This is a genomic window from Streptococcus phocae (assembly GCF_001302265.1).
In the GTDB taxonomy this organism is placed as follows: domain Bacteria; phylum Bacillota; class Bacilli; order Lactobacillales; family Streptococcaceae; genus Streptococcus; species Streptococcus phocae.
In genome coordinates this window covers 12,424-33,729 of record NZ_LHQM01000026.1, presented here as the reverse complement: position 1 = coordinate 33,729, position 21,306 = coordinate 12,424, and the positions used below count along the sequence as shown (strand labels likewise).

At 39.1% G+C, this 21,306-nt stretch carries 21 protein-coding genes and 3 pseudogenes; 20 read left to right on the top strand and 4 right to left on the bottom strand.

What is annotated here, in order from left to right; genetic code table 11:
• Nucleotides 1–46: 46 nt before the first annotated feature.
• Together def and AKK44_RS06120 are read right to left on the bottom strand one after the other, a co-directional pair.
• Nucleotides 47–658 carry a peptide deformylase gene (def, locus tag AKK44_RS06125; protein ID WP_054278948.1) on the bottom strand — a complete coding sequence of 204 codons (612 nt, stop codon included), beginning with the start codon at nt 656–658 and terminating at the stop codon, nt 47–49.
• A gap of 114 nt (nt 659–772) precedes the next feature.
• Nucleotides 773–1,438, bottom strand: coding sequence for a cyclic nucleotide-binding domain-containing protein (locus AKK44_RS06120; RefSeq protein ID WP_054278947.1), 666 nt, complete (start codon nt 1,436–1,438; stop codon nt 773–775).
• 89 nt (nt 1,439–1,527) lie between these two features.
• On the opposite strand from AKK44_RS06120, the gene AKK44_RS06115 reads away from it, so the two are divergent.
• The 17 genes from AKK44_RS06115 to rpsI all read left to right on the top strand — a co-directional run bounded on the left by AKK44_RS06115 (nt 1,528) and on the right by rpsI (nt 16,801).
• Nucleotides 1,528–2,712 carry an MFS transporter gene (locus AKK44_RS06115; protein WP_054278946.1) on the top strand — a complete coding sequence of 395 codons (1,185 nt, stop codon included), beginning with the start codon at nt 1,528–1,530 and terminating at the stop codon, nt 2,710–2,712.
• A gap of 128 nt (nt 2,713–2,840) precedes the next feature.
• On the top strand, nt 2,841–3,110 hold the full coding sequence (rpsO, locus tag AKK44_RS06110) for a 30S ribosomal protein S15 (RefSeq protein WP_037596435.1): 270 nt from the start codon (nt 2,841–2,843) through the stop codon (nt 3,108–3,110).
• 686 nt (nt 3,111–3,796) lie between these two features.
• On the top strand, nt 3,797–4,336 hold the full coding sequence (locus tag AKK44_RS09270) for a hypothetical protein (RefSeq protein ID WP_236686665.1): 540 nt from the start codon (nt 3,797–3,799) through the stop codon (nt 4,334–4,336).
• A 140-nt stretch (nt 4,337–4,476) separates the two neighbouring features.
• Nucleotides 4,477–5,703 carry a hypothetical protein gene (locus tag AKK44_RS09265; RefSeq protein WP_236686664.1) on the top strand — a complete coding sequence of 409 codons (1,227 nt, stop codon included), beginning with the start codon at nt 4,477–4,479 and terminating at the stop codon, nt 5,701–5,703.
• A 5-nt stretch (nt 5,704–5,708) separates the two neighbouring features.
• On the top strand, nt 5,709–6,347 hold the full coding sequence (locus tag AKK44_RS06100) for an ABC transporter ATP-binding protein (RefSeq protein WP_037596436.1): 639 nt from the start codon (nt 5,709–5,711) through the stop codon (nt 6,345–6,347).
• A gap of 333 nt (nt 6,348–6,680) precedes the next feature.
• Entirely contained in the window at nt 6,681–8,816 is a 2,136-nt protein-coding gene (pnp, locus tag AKK44_RS06095) for a polyribonucleotide nucleotidyltransferase (RefSeq protein ID WP_054278945.1), read from the top strand.
• Nucleotides 8,809–9,558, top strand: coding sequence for a hypothetical protein (locus AKK44_RS06090; RefSeq protein ID WP_054278944.1), 750 nt, complete (start codon nt 8,809–8,811; stop codon nt 9,556–9,558). The genes pnp and AKK44_RS06090 overlap by 8 nt, the downstream gene beginning before the upstream one ends.
• Before the next feature lie 11 nt (nt 9,559–9,569).
• Complete coding sequence (gene cysE, locus AKK44_RS06085) at nt 9,570–10,154, top strand: serine O-acetyltransferase (protein ID WP_037596441.1); 585 nt, start codon at nt 9,570–9,572, stop codon at nt 10,152–10,154.
• 153 nt (nt 10,155–10,307) lie between these two features.
• Complete coding sequence (locus tag AKK44_RS06080) at nt 10,308–10,517, top strand: hypothetical protein (protein ID WP_054278943.1); 210 nt, start codon at nt 10,308–10,310, stop codon at nt 10,515–10,517.
• Entirely contained in the window at nt 10,507–11,853 is a 1,347-nt protein-coding gene (gene cysS, locus AKK44_RS06075) for a cysteine--tRNA ligase (RefSeq protein WP_054278942.1), read from the top strand. The genes AKK44_RS06080 and cysS overlap by 11 nt, the downstream gene beginning before the upstream one ends.
• The gene (locus tag AKK44_RS06070) at nt 11,846–12,244 is read left to right on the top strand and encodes a Mini-ribonuclease 3 (protein WP_037596447.1); all 399 of its coding nucleotides are present in this window, start codon (nt 11,846–11,848) and stop codon (nt 12,242–12,244) included. Before cysS ends, AKK44_RS06070 begins: the two co-directional genes overlap by 8 nt.
• 183 nt (nt 12,245–12,427) lie before the next feature.
• Nucleotides 12,428–13,240, top strand: a complete 813-nt coding sequence (locus AKK44_RS06065) for a hypothetical protein (protein ID WP_054278941.1) — start codon at nt 12,428–12,430, stop codon at nt 13,238–13,240.
• Between the two features lie 47 nt (nt 13,241–13,287).
• Entirely contained in the window at nt 13,288–14,043 is a 756-nt protein-coding gene (gene rlmB / locus AKK44_RS06060) for a 23S rRNA (guanosine(2251)-2'-O)-methyltransferase RlmB (RefSeq protein ID WP_037596450.1), read from the top strand.
• Nucleotides 14,044–14,045: 2 nt separating this feature from the next.
• Entirely contained in the window at nt 14,046–14,561 is a 516-nt protein-coding gene (locus AKK44_RS06055) for an NYN domain-containing protein (protein ID WP_037596453.1), read from the top strand.
• A 99-nt stretch (nt 14,562–14,660) separates the two neighbouring features.
• The gene (locus AKK44_RS06050) at nt 14,661–15,524 is read left to right on the top strand and encodes a DegV family protein (protein WP_054278940.1); all 864 of its coding nucleotides are present in this window, start codon (nt 14,661–14,663) and stop codon (nt 15,522–15,524) included.
• A gap of 417 nt (nt 15,525–15,941) precedes the next feature.
• Complete coding sequence (rplM, locus tag AKK44_RS06045) at nt 15,942–16,388, top strand: 50S ribosomal protein L13 (RefSeq protein WP_037596458.1); 447 nt, start codon at nt 15,942–15,944, stop codon at nt 16,386–16,388.
• Nucleotides 16,389–16,408: 20 nt separating this feature from the next.
• Nucleotides 16,409–16,801 (top strand): 30S ribosomal protein S9, encoded by a 393-nt coding sequence (gene rpsI, locus AKK44_RS06040; RefSeq protein WP_002982716.1) that lies wholly within the window; start codon nt 16,409–16,411, stop codon nt 16,799–16,801.
• 23 nt (nt 16,802–16,824) lie between these two features.
• On the opposite strand, the pseudogene AKK44_RS09260 reads toward rpsI, so the two are convergent.
• A pseudogene (locus tag AKK44_RS09260) lies at nt 16,825–17,048 on the bottom strand (hypothetical protein); the annotation flags it as partial.
• 51 nt (nt 17,049–17,099) lie between these two features.
• Between AKK44_RS09260 and AKK44_RS06035 the strand changes: the two are divergent.
• Together AKK44_RS06035 and AKK44_RS06030 are read left to right on the top strand one after the other, a co-directional pair.
• Nucleotides 17,100–19,148, top strand: coding sequence for an HsdM family class I SAM-dependent methyltransferase (locus AKK44_RS06035; RefSeq protein WP_082385590.1), 2,049 nt, complete (start codon nt 17,100–17,102; stop codon nt 19,146–19,148).
• A gap of 50 nt (nt 19,149–19,198) precedes the next feature.
• Complete coding sequence (locus tag AKK44_RS06030; RefSeq protein WP_236686663.1) at nt 19,199–20,302, top strand: restriction endonuclease subunit S; 1,104 nt, start codon at nt 19,199–19,201, stop codon at nt 20,300–20,302.
• Between the two features lie 304 nt (nt 20,303–20,606).
• Here the strand turns inward: AKK44_RS06030 and AKK44_RS08740 are convergent.
• A pseudogene (locus tag AKK44_RS08740) lies at nt 20,607–20,811 on the bottom strand (tyrosine-type recombinase/integrase); the annotation flags it as partial.
• Between the two features lie 84 nt (nt 20,812–20,895).
• Between AKK44_RS08740 and AKK44_RS06025 the strand changes: the two are divergent.
• Nucleotides 20,896–21,291, top strand: a pseudogene (locus AKK44_RS06025) (IS982 family transposase); the annotation flags it as partial.
• Between the last annotated feature and the right edge of the window lie 15 nt (nt 21,292–21,306).

The following is a 21,306-nucleotide window of genomic DNA, read 5'->3' as shown; positions in this document are numbered from 1 at the left end:
TTTGGGGTGCAGTTCATAAAGAGGGGCTTTTTACTTTATTAACTGTTTAGAGTAGAAGCAAGTTTTCATCAGCGGCAAATGGATTTTTTTCATTAATGCGATCATAGAACATGACCCCGTTGATGTGATCGATTTCATGCTGTACCACAATAGCATTATAGCCTTTAAGCTTAATGCGGTGTTTTTGACTGTGTTTATCTACATATTCAACAGTGACACGGGCATGACGAACAACGTAGCCTTCCACCGTGCGGTCAACCGACAAACACCCTTCGCCATCAGAAAGAGCAGCTTCTTGGACAGAGTGAGAGACGATTTTAGGGTTATAGAGAACTTCTTTTAGGCTATAGGCTTCCTTTGGAGGGTTGCCATCTTTGTCATCGAGATTAGGGACCAATACAGCGATAATACGTTTTGACACGTCAAGTTGAGGGGCTGCGAGACCGACTCCGCCTCGAAGGCCTAGCTTTTCTGCCATGACAGGATCTTGAGAATGCTTTAGAAATTGCATCATTTTTTCACCCAAAACGATGTCCTCATCACTCAGTGGGGCATCGACTTCGCTAGCAACAGCCCGAAGTGTTGGGTTCCCTTCACGGATAATATCATCCATTGTAATCAGATGACTTGCTTTGATTAATTTATCTTGTACAGACATTTTGACTCCTTTATTTTATTGAATGGCTATACTATAACATAAAATAGTTATTTTTAAAAGTTACTAGTATAGCGGTATTTACGTGTTAGAGCGCTCAAAAAAAGAGGAAACACGTTATTCTTGAACGGCTAACTTTACTAAAGCCGGGTGGTTGGTAATAGTATATTGTTTAAAGGCCAGCCTTTCAATGATGTGATCGCTGACCAGTTGATTGATGACGCGGTGGAGGTGACGGTAGCTTGTTCCAAAACTATCTGCCAAAAGACTGGTATTAAGGGTAAAGTGACCATCTTCTGCAATGGCTAAAATATAACTGGCGAGACGCTCTTTGACAGGATATCCCATATTGGTAGTAGAGATTAGGTTTTGCTTGTAAAAGTTTTGTGCAAGGCCTTTGCCAATTTGATAGAGGAAAGCCGCGTCTTGCAACAGCTGAGTGCGTTGTGTCAGAGGAAGTTGGATAACGTGAGCCTCTTTTAGGACAATGACAGATGTTACGGCATTTTGGTCGGTCATCAGCTCGATATCTCCGATGATAGATGGTCTAGAATGTGACTCCAAAACGTGCTCCTTGCCATTGAAAAGTCGCCGGACAATCTTGATGGTGCCTTTTACCAAATAAAAAAGGGCGTGTAATTCTTGGTCCTGAATACAAATAGCTTCGCCCTTTTCATAGAGAACCAACTGCAGCTGGCTATGCACAAAGGTCGGAAAAAAACGGTCCAATTGCTGGCTGTGTAAATAATGTTTTAGTAAGTTTTTATCTGAAATCGTCTTCATATGCTTTTTGTGACCTAGGTCCTAGTTTTATCAGTTTCTTTTGATTATACTGAAAGTAAGAAAATAGTCAAGAAAAGAAAGTTATTCCTATGAAATCAAGTCCTTTAATGAAAAAAGTAAGTCTTCTCAGCCTGTCTTTGATGCTGCTTTCTCCGTTTTCCGTCTCACCTGCTTTGCCTAAAATGATAGCGTATTATCAGGCTAATGGCTACCAAGCTCAAGATGTCGAATTGCTGTTTTCACTCTCATCTTTTGCCATTTTAATCATCTTATTGTTTAATCCGTTCATTGTCCGTGTGCTCTCTGAGAAAGTGACTATTATATTAGGGTTGATCTTGTTAGCAGGTGGAGGGAGCCTGCCGGCTTTATTTCAGGCATATCCCATTTTGGTGGCCTCGCGTGTCTTTCTTGGATTAGGCATAGGCCTTATCAATGCGCGTGCGATTAATATTATCAGTGAGCGTTTTGCGGGCAAAGAAAAAATCAGCATGCTGGGCTATAGAGCCTCTGTTGAGGTTCTAGGCTCAGCCATATTCACCTTTTTAGCTGGCTTTTTGATTGCTTTTGGTTGGTCACGGGCATTTTTGATTTATTTAGTTGGTTTTGTTATTTTAGCCCTCTACCTGCTAGCTGTTCCAGCGGTAAAGAAAAAAACAAGGGATGTCTCGGATCATATTTTTCGAGAAAAATTGTCTAGAAAACAACTCTATTACATTTTAGGGATAGCCCTTTATGCAGGTTTTGTGATTTTAATCAATACCTCAAACACCCTACGAATTCCTCAGGTTATTGATCAATTAGGATTAGGAACAGCCGGGGAGGCCAGTTTAATTCTGAGTGCCATGATGTTGATGGGGATTTTAGCCGGAGTGGCCTTCAGCCCCTTATGGTTACTGTGTAAAAATCAGTTGATGGCCTTGGTAACTTTTGCTTTAGCTGTTGGGATGTTACTGCTTTGGCAGGCTAATAGCCTTTGGGTCATTACCTTAGGTGCCTTACTCACCGGCTTTGTCTACAGCATTGGCGTAATCTATGTTTTTAACTCTATTTCAGAAAACATTCCTGCGCATCAACTGACCACAGCTACGACTTTGGTATTGATAGGCTGTAATATTGGTGGAGGTGGCGCAGCACTGGTCTTGCAGCTGCTGTCTCAATTTACGGATAATATCACGAGTGTGTTTTTGATTTTTGCCTTAACAAGTCTAGGGCTTTCTGCTCTTTTGTCAGTAGGCAGCTTGCGTCAGCTTTTTTCAAACAGAGCTCGCAAATGATGACAATAACAGTTGACCTAAATGGGCTATTTTGCTAGAATAGAGAAGTCGTAAGACACACCAACTTTTTCTTGGTTTTAGGAGTGCCAATCCTAAGACTCGGATTAAGCAAAAAAAGGAGAAACAATATGGCAATCTCAAAAGAGAAAAAAAATGAAATCATTTCACAATACGCACGTCACGAAGGTGACACAGGATCAGTTGAAGTTCAAGTAGCAGTACTTACTTGGGAAATCAACCACCTTAACACTCATATTAAAGATCACAAAAAAGACCACGCAACATACCGTGGTTTGATGAAAAAAATTGGTCACCGTCGTAACTTGTTGGCTTACCTACGCCGCACAGACGTTAACCGTTACCGCGAATTGATCCAATCACTTGGACTTCGTCGTTAATATTAAGATTGGGCTCTCCGTTTTGGAGAGCCTTTTCGTATGTTCAAGCTCTTTATTTCAGCACAGATGCTTATTACATGACTACAAAATATCGTTCAAGGAGATAAAATAAAAAAAGATGCCGCTAAAGCTATTAATTGGGCTATTAATGAGATTGGCATTTTTTAATAAAATATTATAATTAAGAAAATGATTAATTCTTTTATGCATTAAGGTATACTAGTGCTTTTTGTTAAGTGATGAGATCAATTATTTATGTGACATTAACAGATATTATCTTATGATGAAAAGAATATTTTGTGGTGCTTGTCTTGTTACCTTTTAACATATGGATTTTCTTTTGAAGTAACAGGGCATCTTTGGTCTGGTTAGGTTTAAGCACGTTGGACAAGCAAAAATGATCCCGGGATTAATAATAATGTTGGTCGTATATGCTTCTAAAAGCTAGGTTACAAAGGCACATGATAATAGTTAGGCACTTATACAATAAGGAAACCTTCTGGCAATAAAGCTTATTGGGATTATTATTAGATTATATGTCTTTCATTGAAAGAATCATATCCTGAAAAAGAGAATTGTGGTGTTAAGGTTTTACCTTAACACCATTTTTTAGATCATGAGGAGAAGCATGAAAAAAAATATATAGCATTGTTTTATTATCATTCTTGGCGATGTTTTTCTTTTACATGAATCAACTAATAAGAGAAAGCCATCATTTATCTTTGCCGGGGGCAAGGGCTAGTATTGAGGTGGTTGATTGGGATAAAAAATATTCGACCACAAAAATCTATAAAACCTTAGAACAATTTACAAAAGAAAATAAAATTGATATCTATAAAGTATCTTTTGGGACCTCTGCTATAGGCAAACCTGAGAAAACCATTTTCACCTTCCCATCTCAGCAATCTAAAAATCTTAAGGAGGAGTTGCCCAGGGAACATATTAGAGGAAGTGATAAACTCAGAATTGAGAACCCGATAGGAAGTTATTACCTACAAGCAGCTATCCCTGAAAAATTGATCCAAAAGTTTCATGATTTAGGCTTGAAGACTGCTGTGGAGACAAACTTTCTCAACCAGTTTTTTCTTCAGTTTCTTTCTGGAGAACTAGGATATATTCTCGTTTTTCTAATTTTTATTTTATTTATAGTTGATTTATTTGTTTATTTTTCCGAATCAAAAAAATCGGCATTTTTCGCTTGCATGGTGAAAACCCTTATCAATTAGTTCGTAAGTCAGTAAGGGTCGGTTTACTAGCTTTAGGATTTTTCATCATATCATGTTGGAATTTGCCGAGAGAATGGATGGTCTTTGCTATACTAACTTTTTTCATTCTTTTATTTTTACTAATAAGCCACCTAGTATCCTTGTCTGTTGCTATCAGATTATCTAGCATAGTAGAACAAATAAAATCTAAGAAGCCTTTCAAAAAATTAGTAGTATTAAACATTTTAATCAAAGTTATATTGGTTGTTTTTTGTTCAGCAACTTTGCTTTATGGAATAAAGGATTTAGTCTCTCAAAGAGAATTGGAGAAGAATCTGACGCATTGGGAAAATCTTCCGAACGTTGCTCGATTATACTTTAGTAGTAATACTAGATTAATTCCAGGACAATTTGATAAGCAAAAAGAAAAGAATGAACGTGATCAAAAATCTCGAAAAGTTATCTATGACTTACTGACATTGGCAGAAAAAGAGGGTGGGATTTTGGCAGAAAGCTATAGCTTACATGAATATAAGATAGCAGGTAAGACTGTTCCCGGTCACAACTATATGGTTGTCAATCATCATTTTTTGGAGCATATTCCTGTATTAGCTAATCAAGGACAAAAAATAGGGAATTTAGCTCCGAATATGTTTCATCTCATTATTCCTGAAAATCTCAAAAAATATGACGAGCAAATCAAGGCAATGATTACGGAAGTTATCGTCTTTCATAAAGATGTAAAGTCGCCTTTAGATAGTTCCCAATCATACCCAATCAATATTATCTATTCAAAAAAGGAGCAAAAAGTATTTAATTTTAATACAATCAATTTTCATGACACAACGACTTTTAATCCTGTTCTTTTAGTAGCTAATCCGACACTTTTTGGAGAAAAATCTGACTTTCTAGTGGCAGATGTTTCTCAAGGCAATTATTTATTTAATAATCCGATTTCCGTTGCAACATATATTAAGGACCATGGGTTAGTGGAAGATTTTGCAGGGTTAAGCTCAGGTAGAGAGTTAGCGCTTAGAGAGCTAAACATCATAAGGTCACGAATCTCTCTAAAAATTCTTAGCATAATTACTAGTGTCTTAGCCTTTATCATTATTAACTACTTTTTGTTGATGACTTATATAGAAAGTCAACGGAAAAAAATAGTTGTTTGGCTGATATTTGGGAAATCATTTTGGGAACGACATAGTCTGTTTTTGTTAAGTATGATTGGTTTAACCTTATTAGCCTTTGCAGTTGTCTTTCTATTTCAGTTAACTACTTTCCCAATAATTTTAGGTCTGATGACTTTAGACGCTTTCATCTATACGAGTTTATTGCTAATCTGTGAAAATAAAGAATGTTTGGCAACTATTAAGAAAGGAAACTGACTAATTTGAATGCAATAGAAGTAAAAAACATTTCTAAACACTATCAAGATAAAGTTATTTTTAGTCAATTAACTTTTCATGTTGAAGAAGGTGAGATGGTTGCTATTATAGGAGACAGTGGTGTCGGAAAAACGACATTGTTGAATTGCTTAGGGCAATTGGAAAAAATTGATTCAGGACAAATCTTTATTCAGGGTTCTCTCAGCAATTATCGTCATAGAAAGTATTATTTTAAATCCGTATTTGGATTTTTATTTCAAAATTTTGCGTTAATTGATAATGAATCGGTATATGAAAATTTGAATTTTATCACAAAGGATAAGAAACAAATAAAAAAATATCTAGAAGAATTTGGACTGGGAAAAGAGTATCTAACCAAAAAAGTTTATCAACTCAGTGGAGGAGAGCAACAACGTGTGGCTCTGATAAGAGTATTGTTGAAGAAGCCACGAATCGTTTTTGCAGATGAGCCAACCGCCTCGCTAGATGACGAAAATAGTCAAATTGTAATGAGGACTCTGCAGAGCCTCAAAAATAAAGGGGTTACAGTAATTGTGGTTACTCACGATAAGGGTCTTTTGCCTTATTTTGATAAGGTGATAGAGCTAAAGTCTGATAAGAGTCATGAAATAAAATTATATTAATAGATCATTTATAGGTAGTGGTTATTGTTATGTTTGATTATCAGTAACAAGCGAAAAAGCGTCTTAGACCTTTCAATTCTAAGACGCTTTTTAAACTTAATTATTACTTTTAAATTAAGATAATCGCTATGAGCTCGTGAAATTTTGGGTCATTTGTGGTAAAATGTAGCAGATACGTCGTTTGATACAAAGAAGAGTCTGTAAAGGGCTTATGGATTGTTCTTTGTAGCAAAACAACGTATAACACTAACGAAATTGTCACGCACCCTCAGCAGATTAGCTACTAGCACAAGATAGTCTGCTGACGGTGCTGTCTGATGCTAAGGAGAATTTATGTCAAAACAAACATTTACAACAAGCTTTGCAGGAAAACCCCTTGTTGTTGAGGTTGGTCAAATCGCTAAGCAAGCCAATGGTGCCACTGTGGTCCGTTATGGAGAGTCGACTGTTCTGACAGCAGCGGTGATGTCTAAAAAAATGGCAACGGGTGATTTTTTCCCCCTCCAAGTAAACTATGAAGAAAAAATGTATGCTGCAGGGAAATTTCCTGGAGGTTTCATGAAGCGTGAGGGACGTCCCTCAACAGATGCGACCCTGACAGCACGTCTGATTGACCGCCCGATTCGTCCGATGTTTGCTGAAGGCTTTCGTAACGATGTCCAAGTCATCAACACCGTTCTTTCTTATGACGAAAACGCTAGCGCCCCAATGGCAGCGATGTTTGGGTCTTCACTTGCTCTATCCATTTCAGATATTCCCTTTAACGGTCCAATCGCTGGTGTACAAGTTGGCTATGTTGATGGCGAGTTCATCATCAACCCGACCCAAGAGCAAATGGCAGCTTCTCTTTTGGAATTAACCGTTGCTGGTAGCAAAGAGGCTATCAACATGGTTGAGTCTGGTGCTAAAGAACTATCAGAAGACATCATGTTGGAAGCTCTCTTAAAAGGTCACCAGGCTATTCAAGAATTGATTGCCTTTCAAGAACAAATCGTAGCCGCAGTCGGCAAAGAAAAAGCAGATGTTGAGCTATTACAGGTTGATGCTGACTTGCAGGCTGATATTATCAGCAAATACAACCCTCAATTGCAAAAAGCTGTCCAAGTCGAAGAAAAAAAAGCTCGCGAAGCAGCTACTGAAGCGGTCAAAGACATGGTAAAGGCTGAATATGAAGAGCGTTATGCAGAAGATGATAATCTTAGCACAATCATGCGTGATGTCTCAGAAATCCTTGAGCAAATGGAACATGCTGAAGTTCGTCGTCTAATCACAGAAGACAAAATCCGTCCTGACGGTCGTCAAATTGACGAGATCCGCCCTCTCGAAGCTCTTGTTGATTTTTTACCAAAAGTTCATGGGTCAGGTCTATTTACTCGTGGACAAACCCAGGCACTATCCGTACTAACATTAGCCCCTATGGGTGAAACACAAATCATTGATGGGCTTGCTCCAGAATACAAAAAACGCTTCTTACATCATTACAATTTCCCACAGTATTCCGTTGGAGAAACGGGTCGTTATGGCGCAGCAGGTCGTCGTGAGATCGGACATGGAGCGCTCGGAGAGCGTGCGCTTGAGCAGGTATTGCCTAGCTTAGAAGACTTCCCCTACGCGATTCGCTTGGTTGCCGAGGTCTTAGAGTCAAACGGGTCTTCTTCACAGGCTTCTATCTGTGCAGGGACTCTTGCGCTAATGGCTGGTGGTGTTCCAATTAAAGCACCTGTTGCCGGTATTGCCATGGGACTGATTTCAGATGGCACCAACTACACAGTTTTGACAGATATCCAAGGGCTTGAGGATCACTTTGGCGACATGGACTTTAAGGTTGCAGGTACTCGTGAAGGGATCACCGCACTTCAAATGGATATCAAAATTGCAGGAATTACGCCTCAAATTCTCAAAGAGGCGTTAGCCCAAGCCAAGAAAGCTCGCTTTGAAATCCTTGATGTGATTGAAGCAACTATTGCTGAACCACGCCCAGAATTAGCACCGACCGCACCAAAAATTGACACCATTAAAATCGATGTTGATAAAATCAAGGTGGTTATTGGTAAAGGTGGGGAGACAATTGATAAAATCATTGCTGAAACAGGCGTTAAGATTGATATTGACGAAGAAGGAATGGTGCAAATCTTCTCAAGTGACCAAGCAGCAATTAACCGTACCAAAGACATCATCTTATCACTTGTGCGCGAAGCCAAAGTAGGAGAAGTTTACCGCGCCAAGGTTGTTCGCATCGAGAAATTTGGTGCTTTTGTCAACTTATTTGATAAAACAGATGCCCTCGTGCATATTTCCGAAATCGCTTGGAGCCGCACCAATAATGTCTCAGATGTTCTCGAAGTTGGTGAAGACGTTGATGTCAAGGTCATCAAAGTTGATGATAAAGGACGTGTCGACGCATCAATGAAAGCTTTACTGCCGCGTCCGCCAAAAGTAGAAATGAAAAAAGAAGAAAAACATGACTAATACAAACGAATTAGATACGAGACTTAGGGCTTTTATCAACGCACCAGACAATTTCTTGGATGGTGTTGCTCTTGTCAATGCCTTTCACAATTTCCCAGTTTGGGGAACCAAGGAACAATACGCCATTGAGGTTGAAGGTCTCAAGCTCATTCCAGTATTTACAGACAAGCAAGACATGGCGTTTTTTAAAGAAGAACAGCCTAGTGCCCAGGCGCATTACTGGCTCGAACGATCTGCCATAGCTGTTTTGGAAGAGGCTATCAATGCAGGCATATCAGGTTTAGGCTTTAACCTTAAAAAAACAGGGGACTTTGGAAACTCAACAGTCTTTACGAGCAGTGACATGATTCAGTTCATGAACAATTACACCACAATTTTAAATGCTGTTATGGGCGAAGAGAACATGGCAGCTGCCACTAAGGATAAACTGTATTTGGTTCCAGCCTTTGTTTACCCTAAAGAAGGCAATCAATATGACAGGCTATTTCCAACCATGTCAACTCCAGAAAGCAAAAGCTATATTCCTGCTTTTTCTAATCTTCAGAGTTTTGCCAAGTGGTACAACAACGAGCAATTTGGTGGCCTTTTCCGAAAAGCTGAAGGGGTTATCTTGACTTGGAAACTAGACGATATCTATCAGCCTAAAAACGGTGATAATGAATTAGACGGCACTGTTGGCGTGGCAATTGATCCTTTTGATGACCAGCAAATCCTTTTGGACTGGTCTGAGCTTGATAATTAAAAGGAGCTGGTATGGGATGGTGGAAAGAAAGTATTGATATCGTCAAACGGTTAGACCCAGCAGCTCGTAGCTCCCTTGAAATTATCTTGACCTATCCTGGTCTAAAAGCCCTGGCAGCTCATCGGCTATCACATTTTCTATGGCAAAAGCAGTTCAAGCTATTGGCTAGAATGCATAGCCAGTTTTGGCGCTTTTGGACTCACATTGAGATTCATCCAGGCGCGACAATAGCTCCAGGCGTCTTTATTGATCATGGGTCAGGCTTGGTGATTGGAGAGACTGCTATCGTGGAAAAAGGAGCCATGCTTTACCATGGTGTCACGCTAGGGGGCACAGGAAAAGATAGAGGCAAGCGCCATCCAACCATTCGAGCAGGTGCTTTGATATCGGCTCATGCACAAATTATTGGGCCGATTGAGGTTGGTGAAAATGCCAAGGTTGGTGCCGCAGCAGTGGTGTTAACAGATGTTCCAGCAGATGTAACAGTTGTAGGAGTTCCTGCCAAGGTGGTGCGTGTTCATGGTGAAAAAAATCGCGTGCAGATTCAAACCATTGAGCACCAAAGAGAGGCTTCTTATCACTCCTCAAAACTTTAGCAACCTTCAAGAATTTTTGGTTGTGAGCCTGAGACAAGCCTTTTATAGGCTTTTTGAGCAGTGATGTGATTTGCCTAGTCCGTACAAGACGACTTGCCTTCACCGGTTGGTGAAGGTTTTTCTTTATGATATAATAATGCAGAGAGGTAATAAATGAAAAAAATAATTGGAATACTGTATGTCTTGATTGTCTTTACAGCTCTGTTAGCATGTTTCATACTAGGATTCGCCGTGACCTTATACATGAACAATGAGGCAACCAAAGCACTGATCTATGGCATCGTGTCCATGTTTTGGGTTGCTGGTGGTTTGATTAATTATCGCATACTGAAAAAAATAAAGGATTTGGACAATGACCATTAAAATTTACGACACCATGACACGCTCCCTCAGGGATTTTGTACCAATAACAGAAAACATCGTTAACATGTACGTCTGTGGGCCAACGGTTTACAACTACATCCATATTGGAAATGCCCGCTCAGCGGTGGCTTTTGACACGATTCGCCGCTATTTTGAGTATGCCGGTTACACGGTCAATTATATTTCCAACTTTACCGATGTAGACGATAAAATCATCAAGGCTGCCTCAGCTGCCAATGTCACTCCAAAAGTATTATCTGATCAGTTTATTGCTGCTTTTATGGAGGATACCAAGGCTCTAGGCGTCAAGGTAGCAACTAAGCATCCTCGTGTGATGGACTATATTCCTGAGATTATCAGCTTTATCCAAGAGTTGATAGCTAAAGGCTATGCCTATGAATCTGCTGGGGACGTCTATTTCCGAGTGGCAAAGGCCAAAAATTATGCCAAATTAGCCAATAAAACCATAGCAGATTTGGCTGTTGGAGCTAGTGGTCGAACTGACTCAGAGACAGCTCTAAAAGAAAGTCCTTTAGATTTCGCCCTGTGGAAATCTGTCAAATCAGGAGAAGTTTCCTGGGAGAGCCCATGGGGAGCAGGTCGTCCAGGCTGGCATATTGAGTGCTCTGTCATGGCGACAGCCCTTTTAGGGGATACTATTGATATTCATGGTGGCGGTGCTGATTTAGAGTTTCCGCACCACACCAATGAAATTGCTCAGTCAGAGGCTAAAACAGGCAAACCCTTTGCCAATTACTGGATGCATAATGGTTTTGTTAATGTAGATAATGAAAAAATGTCGAAATCGCTAGGCAATTTCATCACTGTTCATGATATGTTAAAAACCGTTGACGGACAAGTGTTGCGCTTCTTTTTAGCCACCCAACAATATCGCAAGCCCATCAACTTTACAGAAAAAGCAATTCATGATGCAGAAGTAAATCTCAAGTATTTGAAAAATACATTTCTCCAACCGGTCCTTGCAGAAGCAGATGATCGCCAGTTGCCAGATTTTATCTCTGCCTTTACACAGGCGATGGATGATGATTTCAACACAGCTAATGGGATTACTGTTTTGTTTGATATGGCAAAATGGATTAATTCTGGAGCATATTCTCCAGCAGTTAAGCAAGAATTCACAAAACTACTAGCAGTATTTGGCATTGTTTTTGAAGAGGAAGTTCTTGATGCTCATATTGAACAATTGATTGCTGAGCGCCAAGAAGCACGAGCAAATCGTGATTTTAGCAAAGCAGATGCCATTCGTGACCAGCTAGCAGCTCAAGGCATCAAATTATTAGACACAAAAGATGGTGCGAGGTGGACACGTGACTAAGATTGTTGATGTCAATTTGATTAATGGAATTGCACTAGCCTTTGAAGGCGATGCAGTTTATTCTTACTATATTCGTCGCCACTTGATTTTTCAAGGGCAAACCAAGCCTAGCCAACTCCATCATTTAGCGACCAAATATGTTTCTGCCAGAGCTCAAGCAAGCTTGATCCAAGCCATGCTAGAAGCGCAGCTTTTGACCGAAAAGGAACAAGACATATACAAGCGAGGCCGTAATACCAACAGTCACACCAAGGCAAAAAATGCTGATGTGGTAACCTATCGGATGTCCACTGGTTTTGAAGCCATCATGGGGTACTTGGACATGACAGGACAGACAGAACGCTTAGAAGAGCTAATCAATTGGTGTATTAAAACCATAGAATCTAATTAAATCGCAAAAGGATTGGTAAGTTTACCAGTCCTTTTTTGAAACACCGAGAAGTTGATGACACCATTCAGAAATCTATTTGTAACATAATTGAAATATTCTTAACAAAAAAGACACAAAACTATTGCAAAAATTTGCGAATGTACTATAATGAAAGAGTAAAAATATATGTGTAGGAGACATGTTATGACAAAGAAAAAAATGATTATTGCAATGGCATCAGCAGCTCTAGTATTAGGAGGGGGTGCTCCTCTCCAACCGGTTTGGGCTGAAGAAACTAGTCCGACTATTACAACATCAGACAATTCAGTGGGCCAAAGCCAAGTTGATGCGCGCTTGCGTTCAGGTGAAGCTGTGATAGAAGCAACAATCTCAACAGACCAACCTGTTAGCCAAAAATCACAGGCCCTTGTTGTTTTACAAGATGCTCAAGGAAATACGGTCAATAGTTACACCTACAGCATGAAACCAGGTCAGCAACAATTTTCAGTTTGGTTTAACCTTCCGAGTCACAAGGCTTCGGATTATACCATGTCTGTTAAAGTTGCCGATAAGGATAAAACCTATAGTGGTAGTTCAGTTCCTGTTCATTTTGAACGTCAAGCAAAGCCATCAGCTCCATCTCAAGCAAAGCCATCAGAACAACCACATTCACCCCAAGGAAACACTAACAAAGCGACCACAGAAACTACTAGACCCGCTCAAACCAGTCCAGTTGACTCTAGCACTGAAAATCACAAAACAATTACTCCAGTGACTAAGAGTGACACACCAACCAAAAACAGCATGGCTAAAGACAAAAAAACACCGATTGTCGCTGAAAAACCAGCAAAAAAATCAACTGTGGCAGTTGAGGATAACAAAGATAAAATGCTCTCAGACGGTATTGATGAGGAAACTCAACCATCAAAAGGCTTTCCTTGGTTGATGGCATCAATAGGTGCCGTATCTGCTCTGGGTGTCTTTTGGGGACTAGTAGCTTTCTTCCGCCGAAAATAAGTAGACAGGCCTCATTATTTTCTTTCTTTCGTGTTATAATAGAAAACATGAAAGATAAAGAACTAAAAGATATTAATGAAACAACTGATATGGTCTATGGGGTCCATGCCGTTACGGAGAGCCTCCTAGCCAATACAGGTAACAAACTTTACATTCAAGAAGATCTTAGAGGCAAGAATGTCGACACTATCAAAGAACTGGCTACTGATAAAAAGGTGTCTATTTCTTGGACTCCTAAAAAATCCTTGTCAGAAATGACCGATGGTGCGGTGCATCAGGGGTTTGTTCTGCGCGTGTCAGAGTTTGCGTATACCGAGTTAGATGATTTGTTGGCTGAGGCTGACAAGCAGGATAATCCCCTCATTTTGATTCTTGATGGGCTAACAGATCCCCACAATTTCGGTTCTATTTTGAGAACAGCCGATGCAACTAAGGTTGCAGGAGTTATTATCCCGAAACACCGCGCTGTCGGTGTGACCCCTGTTGTGTCAAAAACGTCAACAGGGGCTGTCGAGCATGTTGCGATTGCTCGTGTCACCAATCTTAGCCAAACCCTGGACAAGCTCAAAGAAAAAGGGTACTGGACATTTGGTACAGATATGGAAGGGACACCAGTTCATCGGTGGAACACTAAAGGTAAACTAGCCTTGATTATTGGCAGCGAGGGCAAAGGCATCTCTGTTAACATCAAAAAGCAGGTAGATGAAATGGTTACCATTCCAATGGATGGCCACGTGCAAAGCTTAAATGCGAGCGTTGCGGCTGCCATTTTGATGTATGAAGTTTTTAGAAATAAGCTGTAAAAATGAAAAAAAGAATTTTGTTGGTTGATGGCTACAACATGATTGCCTTTTGGCAAGCCACGCGCCAACTGTTTAAGCTAAATCAATTGGAGCAGGCACGTAACACGCTACTTAGCAAGCTTAATAATTATGCTCATTTTGAAAATATTGACATCATCTGTGTTTTTGATGCCCAATATGTCCCAGGTCTTAGGCAGCGATATGACCAATATAAAATGACGGTTATTTTTACCGAAGAAGACCAGACAGCAGATAGCTACATCGAGCGTGCAGCAGCAGACTTAAATACCAGTCTGTATATGGTAGAGGTAGCAACTAGTGATTTAAACGAACAGTGGACGATATTTTCCCAAGGTGCTTTGCGGGTTACGGCTAGGGAGTTAGAGCAACGAGTAAATGCGGTGAAGGCTGATTTGGATCAAATGTCCCAGGCTATTGATCTTAAAAAACCAAAGTTACGGTCCTTTGATCAAGAACAAATAGATCAGTTGAAACACCTCATGGATAACCTTGACTAGTACGGTTTGGAGTCGCTTGGAGTAACTTTTTTTGATACAATATACAAATGGTAGTATAATACTCAAATATAGCAATAAACAAATAGATTAGGAGAGTAGATGACATTTGTATTAATGACCGACTCAACAGCAGACCTCGATGCTTCATGGATAGAAGAGCATGATATAGAAGTAGTCGGGTTAACGATTGAGTGTAACGGCAGAGTCTATGACACTGTAGGACCCAATAGACTTACTAGTCATGACTTATTGCAAAAAATGAAAAATGGCAGCCAGCCTACAACTAGTCAAATCAATGTAGGTCAATTTGAAACGGTTTTTCGTGCTTATGCAGAACAAAAAAGAGACCTGCTGTATCTTGCTTTTTCATCAGTTTTGTCAGGTACCTACCAAAGTGCCGTCATGGCAAGAGAGATTGTCTTGGAAGATTATCCAGAAGCAGTCATTGAAATCGTGGACACTCTAGCAGCTGCAGGAGGAGAAGGGTATCTGACTATCTTAGCCGCTGAGGCTAGAGATACTGGCAAAAGCTTGCATCATACAAAAACCATGATTGAAGACTTGTTGCCGCGTTTGCGCACTTATTTTTTGGTGGATGATCTCTTTCATCTAATGAGGGATGGTCGCTTGTCAAAAAGTTCGGCATTGCTTGGCAGTTTAGCAAGCATCAAACCCCTTTTATGGCTTAATGCTGAGGGGAAATTGGTACCGATTGCTAAGATTCGTGGTCGTAAAAAAGCCATCAAAGAAATGGTTACGCAGGTCCAAAAAGACATCGCCGACTCAACCCTTATTGTTTCTTACACTGGGGATCAAAGCGAAGCAAATCAGCTACGCGATCAATTGTTGTTACAAGAAAAGGTCAGTGATGTCCTTATGATGCCACTTGGACCAGTTATTTCAGCTCATGTCGGACCAAATACATTGGCAGTGTTTGTTATTGGTCATAAAACTCGCTCATAATCGTTGAAGGATTGAAAGATAATTCAATCCTTTTTGTGTTTTCTAAACAAGTAGATATCTAAAATCATTTATAATAAGTAAAACTGTCATCGGAGAACTATCATAGCGACCACGATTGTGGATAACCTTATTATTGGAGCTGCTCTTCACAGTCAGAAGCTTAGCTATTTTCCTAAATGAAAGAAAAGATAATGATACCCCTGATAGTTTAAAAGTTAGCGGGGCAGTGCATCTGCGAAATTATTAAGGAAATAAACAAATAAAAACAGCTAAAGCACTTGACTAGAGGCCACTAAATTTGATATTATAGTAGACGGTATTGTTTACCCCATTTGAAAGGCCCCGGAACCTTCCAAATACCTCGTGGACCGGAACATCCACACCTGTAAACAAAAACGAATTCGTATAGGAGAAATCATGAACAAAACAACTTTTATGGCTAAAACTGGCCAAGTTGAGCGCAAATGGTACGTTGTTGACGCAACAGATGTACCTCTTGGACGTCTTTCTGCAGTAGTTGCTAGCGTACTACGCGGAAAACACAAACCAACATTCACACCTCATACTGACACAGGTGACTTTGTAATTGTTATCAATGCTGAAAAAATCAAATTAACTGGTAAAAAAGCAACTGATAAAATTTACTACACTCACTCAATGTACCCAGGTGGTTTGAAACAAATCTCAGCAGGTGAACTTCGTTCTAAAAATGCTGTTCGTTTGATTGAAAAATCAGTTAAAGGCATGCTTCCACATAACACTCTTGGACGTGCACAAGGTATGAAATTGAAAGTCTTCGTTGGCGCTGAACATACACATGAAGCACAACAACCAGAAGTACTTGACATCTCAGGACTTATCTAAGAGGAAAGGAGCATTAAATAATGGCACAAGCACAATATGCAGGTACTGGCCGTCGTAAAAACGCTGTAGCACGCGTTCGTTTGGTTCCAGGTACTGGTAAAATCACTGTTAACAAAAAAGATGTTGAAGAATACATCCCACATGCTGACCTACGTTTAATCATCAACCAACCTTTTGCAGTTACATCAACTGAAGGTTCATACGACGTTTTCGTAAACGTTGTTGGTGGTGGTTACGGCGGACAATCAGGAGCGATTCGTCACGGTATCGCACGTGCACTTTTGCAAGTAGACCCAGACTTCCGCGATTCATTGAAACGCGCTGGCCTTCTTACACGTGACGCACGTATGGTTGAACGTAAAAAACCAGGTCTTAAGAAAGCTCGTAAAGCTTCACAATTCTCAAAACGTTAATCAAAACCTTATTATACCAAAGATTATGGCACCTTTTTGGTGTCAGTTGGTGTTAATGATAATGATAAGTCGTTTAAGAGACTTAAAGCATCGGCATCTTGCTGGTGCTTTTTTCTGGCATGAGTTCAAGATAATATTGTTGAGTGGTTAAAATTGAATTGTGACCGAGACGGCGTGAGATATAATCGATACTAATATCTTTAGAAAAAAGAAATGAAGCGTGAGTATCACGGAGACCGTGATATGATATAATTCAGTCGCTGTATTAAATAATGTAAAGTGAATGGAGTACAAAGTTTTGGAAAAAGGAAAAGTTCAATCAGTTGAACCTATGGTAGCGGACTTAGTAAATGGTTGGCTCAAGTCCTATGGTTTGGACTATAAATTAGAACAAGAAACATTAAATTCAGAAATTGATAAAGCACTAAATGAATATGCCTCTAAAAGTGGTGGTATGGGTGGTAATCGCCCTGATGCAAAACTGTTGCTTCAAGATAAGCACACAGACTTCTGGCCAATTCTTATTGAATATAAAGGTTATAAGGATAAATTAGAAAAATTAGATATTGAAGGTCAGGTTGATAATCGTAAATCAAAGAATGAGCCAAATTATACTAATATCAATTCTTTTGCAGTAAATGGTGCAGTCCATTATGCCAATGCTCTGTTACACTATACCAGCTACACCAATATTATTTCAATTGGTGTAACAGGTTATAAGGATGAATTTGGAGAGCTTCAAACTCAAATTGGTGTTTATTTTGTATCAAAGGATAATTTTGGTATAGGACAAAAGGTTAATGATTATACCGATTTATCTTTTTTGAAATCTACTAATTTTGATGCTTTTATTGAAAAAGTAAAAAGTTTAGAGCTAACGGCTGATGAAGCAGAACGATTAAAAGAACAACGTGAAAAAGAAATCGATGCTAGCTTAACTAAGTTAAATAATGATATTTATCAAAGTGAAAAGGGTTTAGGTGAAAATGACCGTGTTTACCTTGTGGCGGCTTCTATCATTGCGACTCTTGGTGTGGCTGGTAAAGTTAAGCCTTTAGACAAGGAGGATTTAAAATCATCAACCGAAGAAGACAATCGAGATGGTGATATTGTTATCCGAAAGGTTAACTCTTTCTTGAATGAGAAAAAGATTCCTAAAGCTAAAAAAGACTTGATCATCCGTACTCTCAAGAATACATTGACGACGGATAATATCAATAAGCCAGTCAATGGCGAAAGTCAGCTTAAGCGAGTGTTTAGCAAGATTGTAGATGACCTTGGAATTTACTACAAAATTGGCTTGAATACAGATTTTACAGGAAAGCTCTTCAATGAAATGTATTCATGGCTTGGATTCACACAGGATAAGCTAAATGATGTTGTCTTGACGCCATCTTATGTAGCAACCTTATTAGTCAAACTAGCACGAGTGGATAAAGATTCTTATGTTTGGGACTTTGCGACTGGTTCGGCAGGGTTATTAGTTTCAGCAATGAATGAGATGCTCAATGACGCTAAAGAGAAAATCACCTCACCTGATGAACTTTACAAGAAGGAAGCTGAAATCAAGGCAAATCAATTGTTGGGGCTTGAAATCCTTTCATCAGTCTATATGCTTGCAGTCTTGAACATGATTATGATGGGAGATGGCTCATCAAATATTATTAATGAAGATTCTTTGACACAATTTAACGGAAAATACGGATATGGTAAAACTAACGAAAAATTTCCTGCTACAGCATTTGTTCTAAATCCGCCATATTCGGCAGAAGGAAATGGCATGGTCTTTGTCAAGCGTGCCCTTTCAATGATGGATAAAGGTTATGCTTCTGTCATTATTCAAGGTTCAGCTGGAAGCGGTAAAGCAAAAGACATTAACACAGAAATCTTAAAATCAAATCGTTTGTTGGCAAGTATCAAGATGCCGATTGATTTGTTTGTAGGTAAGTCAAGTGTCCAGACCTATATTTATGTTTTTAGAGTTGGTGAAGCTCATGAAGATGACTACATTGTTAAATTTATTGATTTTACCAATGACGGTTATGCAAGAAGTAACCGAAAGAAATCAAGTAGTAATCTTAGAGATATAGACCATGCCAAAGAAAAATATCAAGAAGTTGTTGATTTGGTTAAATATGGGAGAAACAAACTGAACTATCTAACTGAAGCAGAATATTATGAGGGTTATATTGATGTTACCAAAGGAGATGACTGGAATCAAACCGCACCAATTGACCTTAAGCCAAGTCTTGATGATTTCAAAAAAACCATCGGTGATTATTTAGCTTGGGAAGTATCTAACCTATTAAAAAATAGTAGTTTAGGAGATGATAAACTGGGAAAATAGATGCCTCACTCAATAAACAATTACAAGAAGTTGAGTGGGGCAAGTTTAGATTGAATAAATTATTCACCATCAAAACCACTAAAGGATATGATGCAGGGAAAATGGATTTCCTATCTAACAAAAAGGGTACATATGAATTCATTGGACGCACACAGACTAATTATGGTCTTCAAGGATACGTTAGAAAATTAGATACTGAACCTAATACAGCTAATTGTATTTCAATAAGTCAAATAGGAGCCATTCATGCACAAATCAGGAAACAGAAGTGGTATTCTAGTCAAAATATGTTTATTTTAATTCCAACAATGGAAAAATTAATTAATCAATGGCTAATTGTAGCAATTAATAGAATGTTAGCAAAATATAGTGGCTATTCAAGTTACCCCACTTTATCTTCGTTGAAGGAAGAATCTATTTTACTTCCAATAAAACATAATCAGATTGATTTTTATTTTATGGAAATCTTCGTAGCGGAGCTGGAGGCAGAGCGGATAGCGGAGCTATCCGCTTACCTAAAGGTAAGCGGATTGGACAATTATGAATTGTCCGATGAAGAGCTAAAAGCTCTTCAGGATTATAACACTATGCAGTGGCGAGAATATCGGATTGGCAGTCTCTTCAGCCGTGTCAGTACCAAAAAGTTACCCTACAAGGCAAAGGATTTACCAACTGAAGCGATTGATGGCTATGACCTTCCGTGTCTGACCTCTAGCTTTAGAAATCAGGGTCTTAACTACTTTGTCCCTAGAGAGGGTGCAACTGTCTTAAAAGATGTGATTTCTATCCCGTCAAATAGCGATGTTTACAGAGCTTACTTTCAATCACGAGAGTTTACCGTTTTGTCAGATGCTTACGCTATAAAATGGACTGATGAAGACAGGATTTTGACAAGTTATCAGTACCTCTTCATGGTTAGAGCTATCAACAAAGTAACTGATCTACCGATTTACTCCTATAAAATGAAGTTGGGTGGTTGGAATGTTGTCAAAGACAAGACGATTTTGTTGCCAGTAGTTGACGATGAAATTGCCTTTGATTTCATGAATGACTATACTAGGGCCATTTCGAAATTAGCTATCAAAGAGGTAGTCCAATACACTGATAGACGGATTGAAGCAACAAAAGAGGTGGTGGAAAGTCATAATAAATAAGTGAAAAGACAGGTGCAAGCACCTGTCTTTTGAATTCTTCTGTTCAATCGGAAAGACTCCGCTTTTCCGACTGTTTAGAGGAATGAAATTTGATGAATTGACTAGTCCATTTTATGGTGTTAATTTTATCCAGTTTGAAGGATTTTTGTGTGTTTGCATGAAAAATTCAAAAGCAATAATGTTGATATAAAGGGATTTGTAAGGTATGAAGATTCCTCGTTTTCAATAATAGAATTCTCAAAACGTTAATCAAAAATTGATTATACAACATTTACAGCCACTTTTTGGTTTTAGTTAGTGTTAATTATAATGATAAGTCGTTTAAAACCTTTAAAGCATAAGCCTCTTGCTAGTGCTTTTTTTGGCATTAAATCAAGATAATAGTTTTGCGTTATTAGTATTGAATTATGCCCTAATCTTCTAGATATGTAGTTAATACTAATATCTTTAGAAAATAAAAAAGATGCGTGAGTATTTCTCAAATCGTGAAATATTGTTTTAGTAATATCTACTCGTTGTGCTAGTTAATTCTCGCCAAACAAAAAAACTTTGCGTATCATAAACTCAAAACAACCACGAAATGAGGGAATGATATGCAAAGCCAAGTTTATTATCTCGCAGCCCCCAAACAAACACAAGTCATTTTTTCAAAAATCTTTAACAGAGTCATCACTTTATATCATCGTTTTGTCCCAACTGAAGTTAGAAATAGACGAAATATCCACTTACAAAAGCAGCCTGCTGCGGTTCTTATTGCTAGCTATCTCTGGGCAATTCAAGAAGGATGTCGAACTGTGAGTGCTATTTACCGTTCTATTCGCCACAATCTCTTCCCTGACAATTTCCCGGAGCGCTCTCGGTTTTGCCGTATCTGCCAAAACCTTGCTCAAAGCCTTCAACGTATGCGCTATTTTATGGTCTTAGACCTGTGTCAAACTTGCTCTTTCGGCTTGATTGACAGTTTTCCTTGTACTTTGTGCCATCCCATTCTTATGTTTAATTAA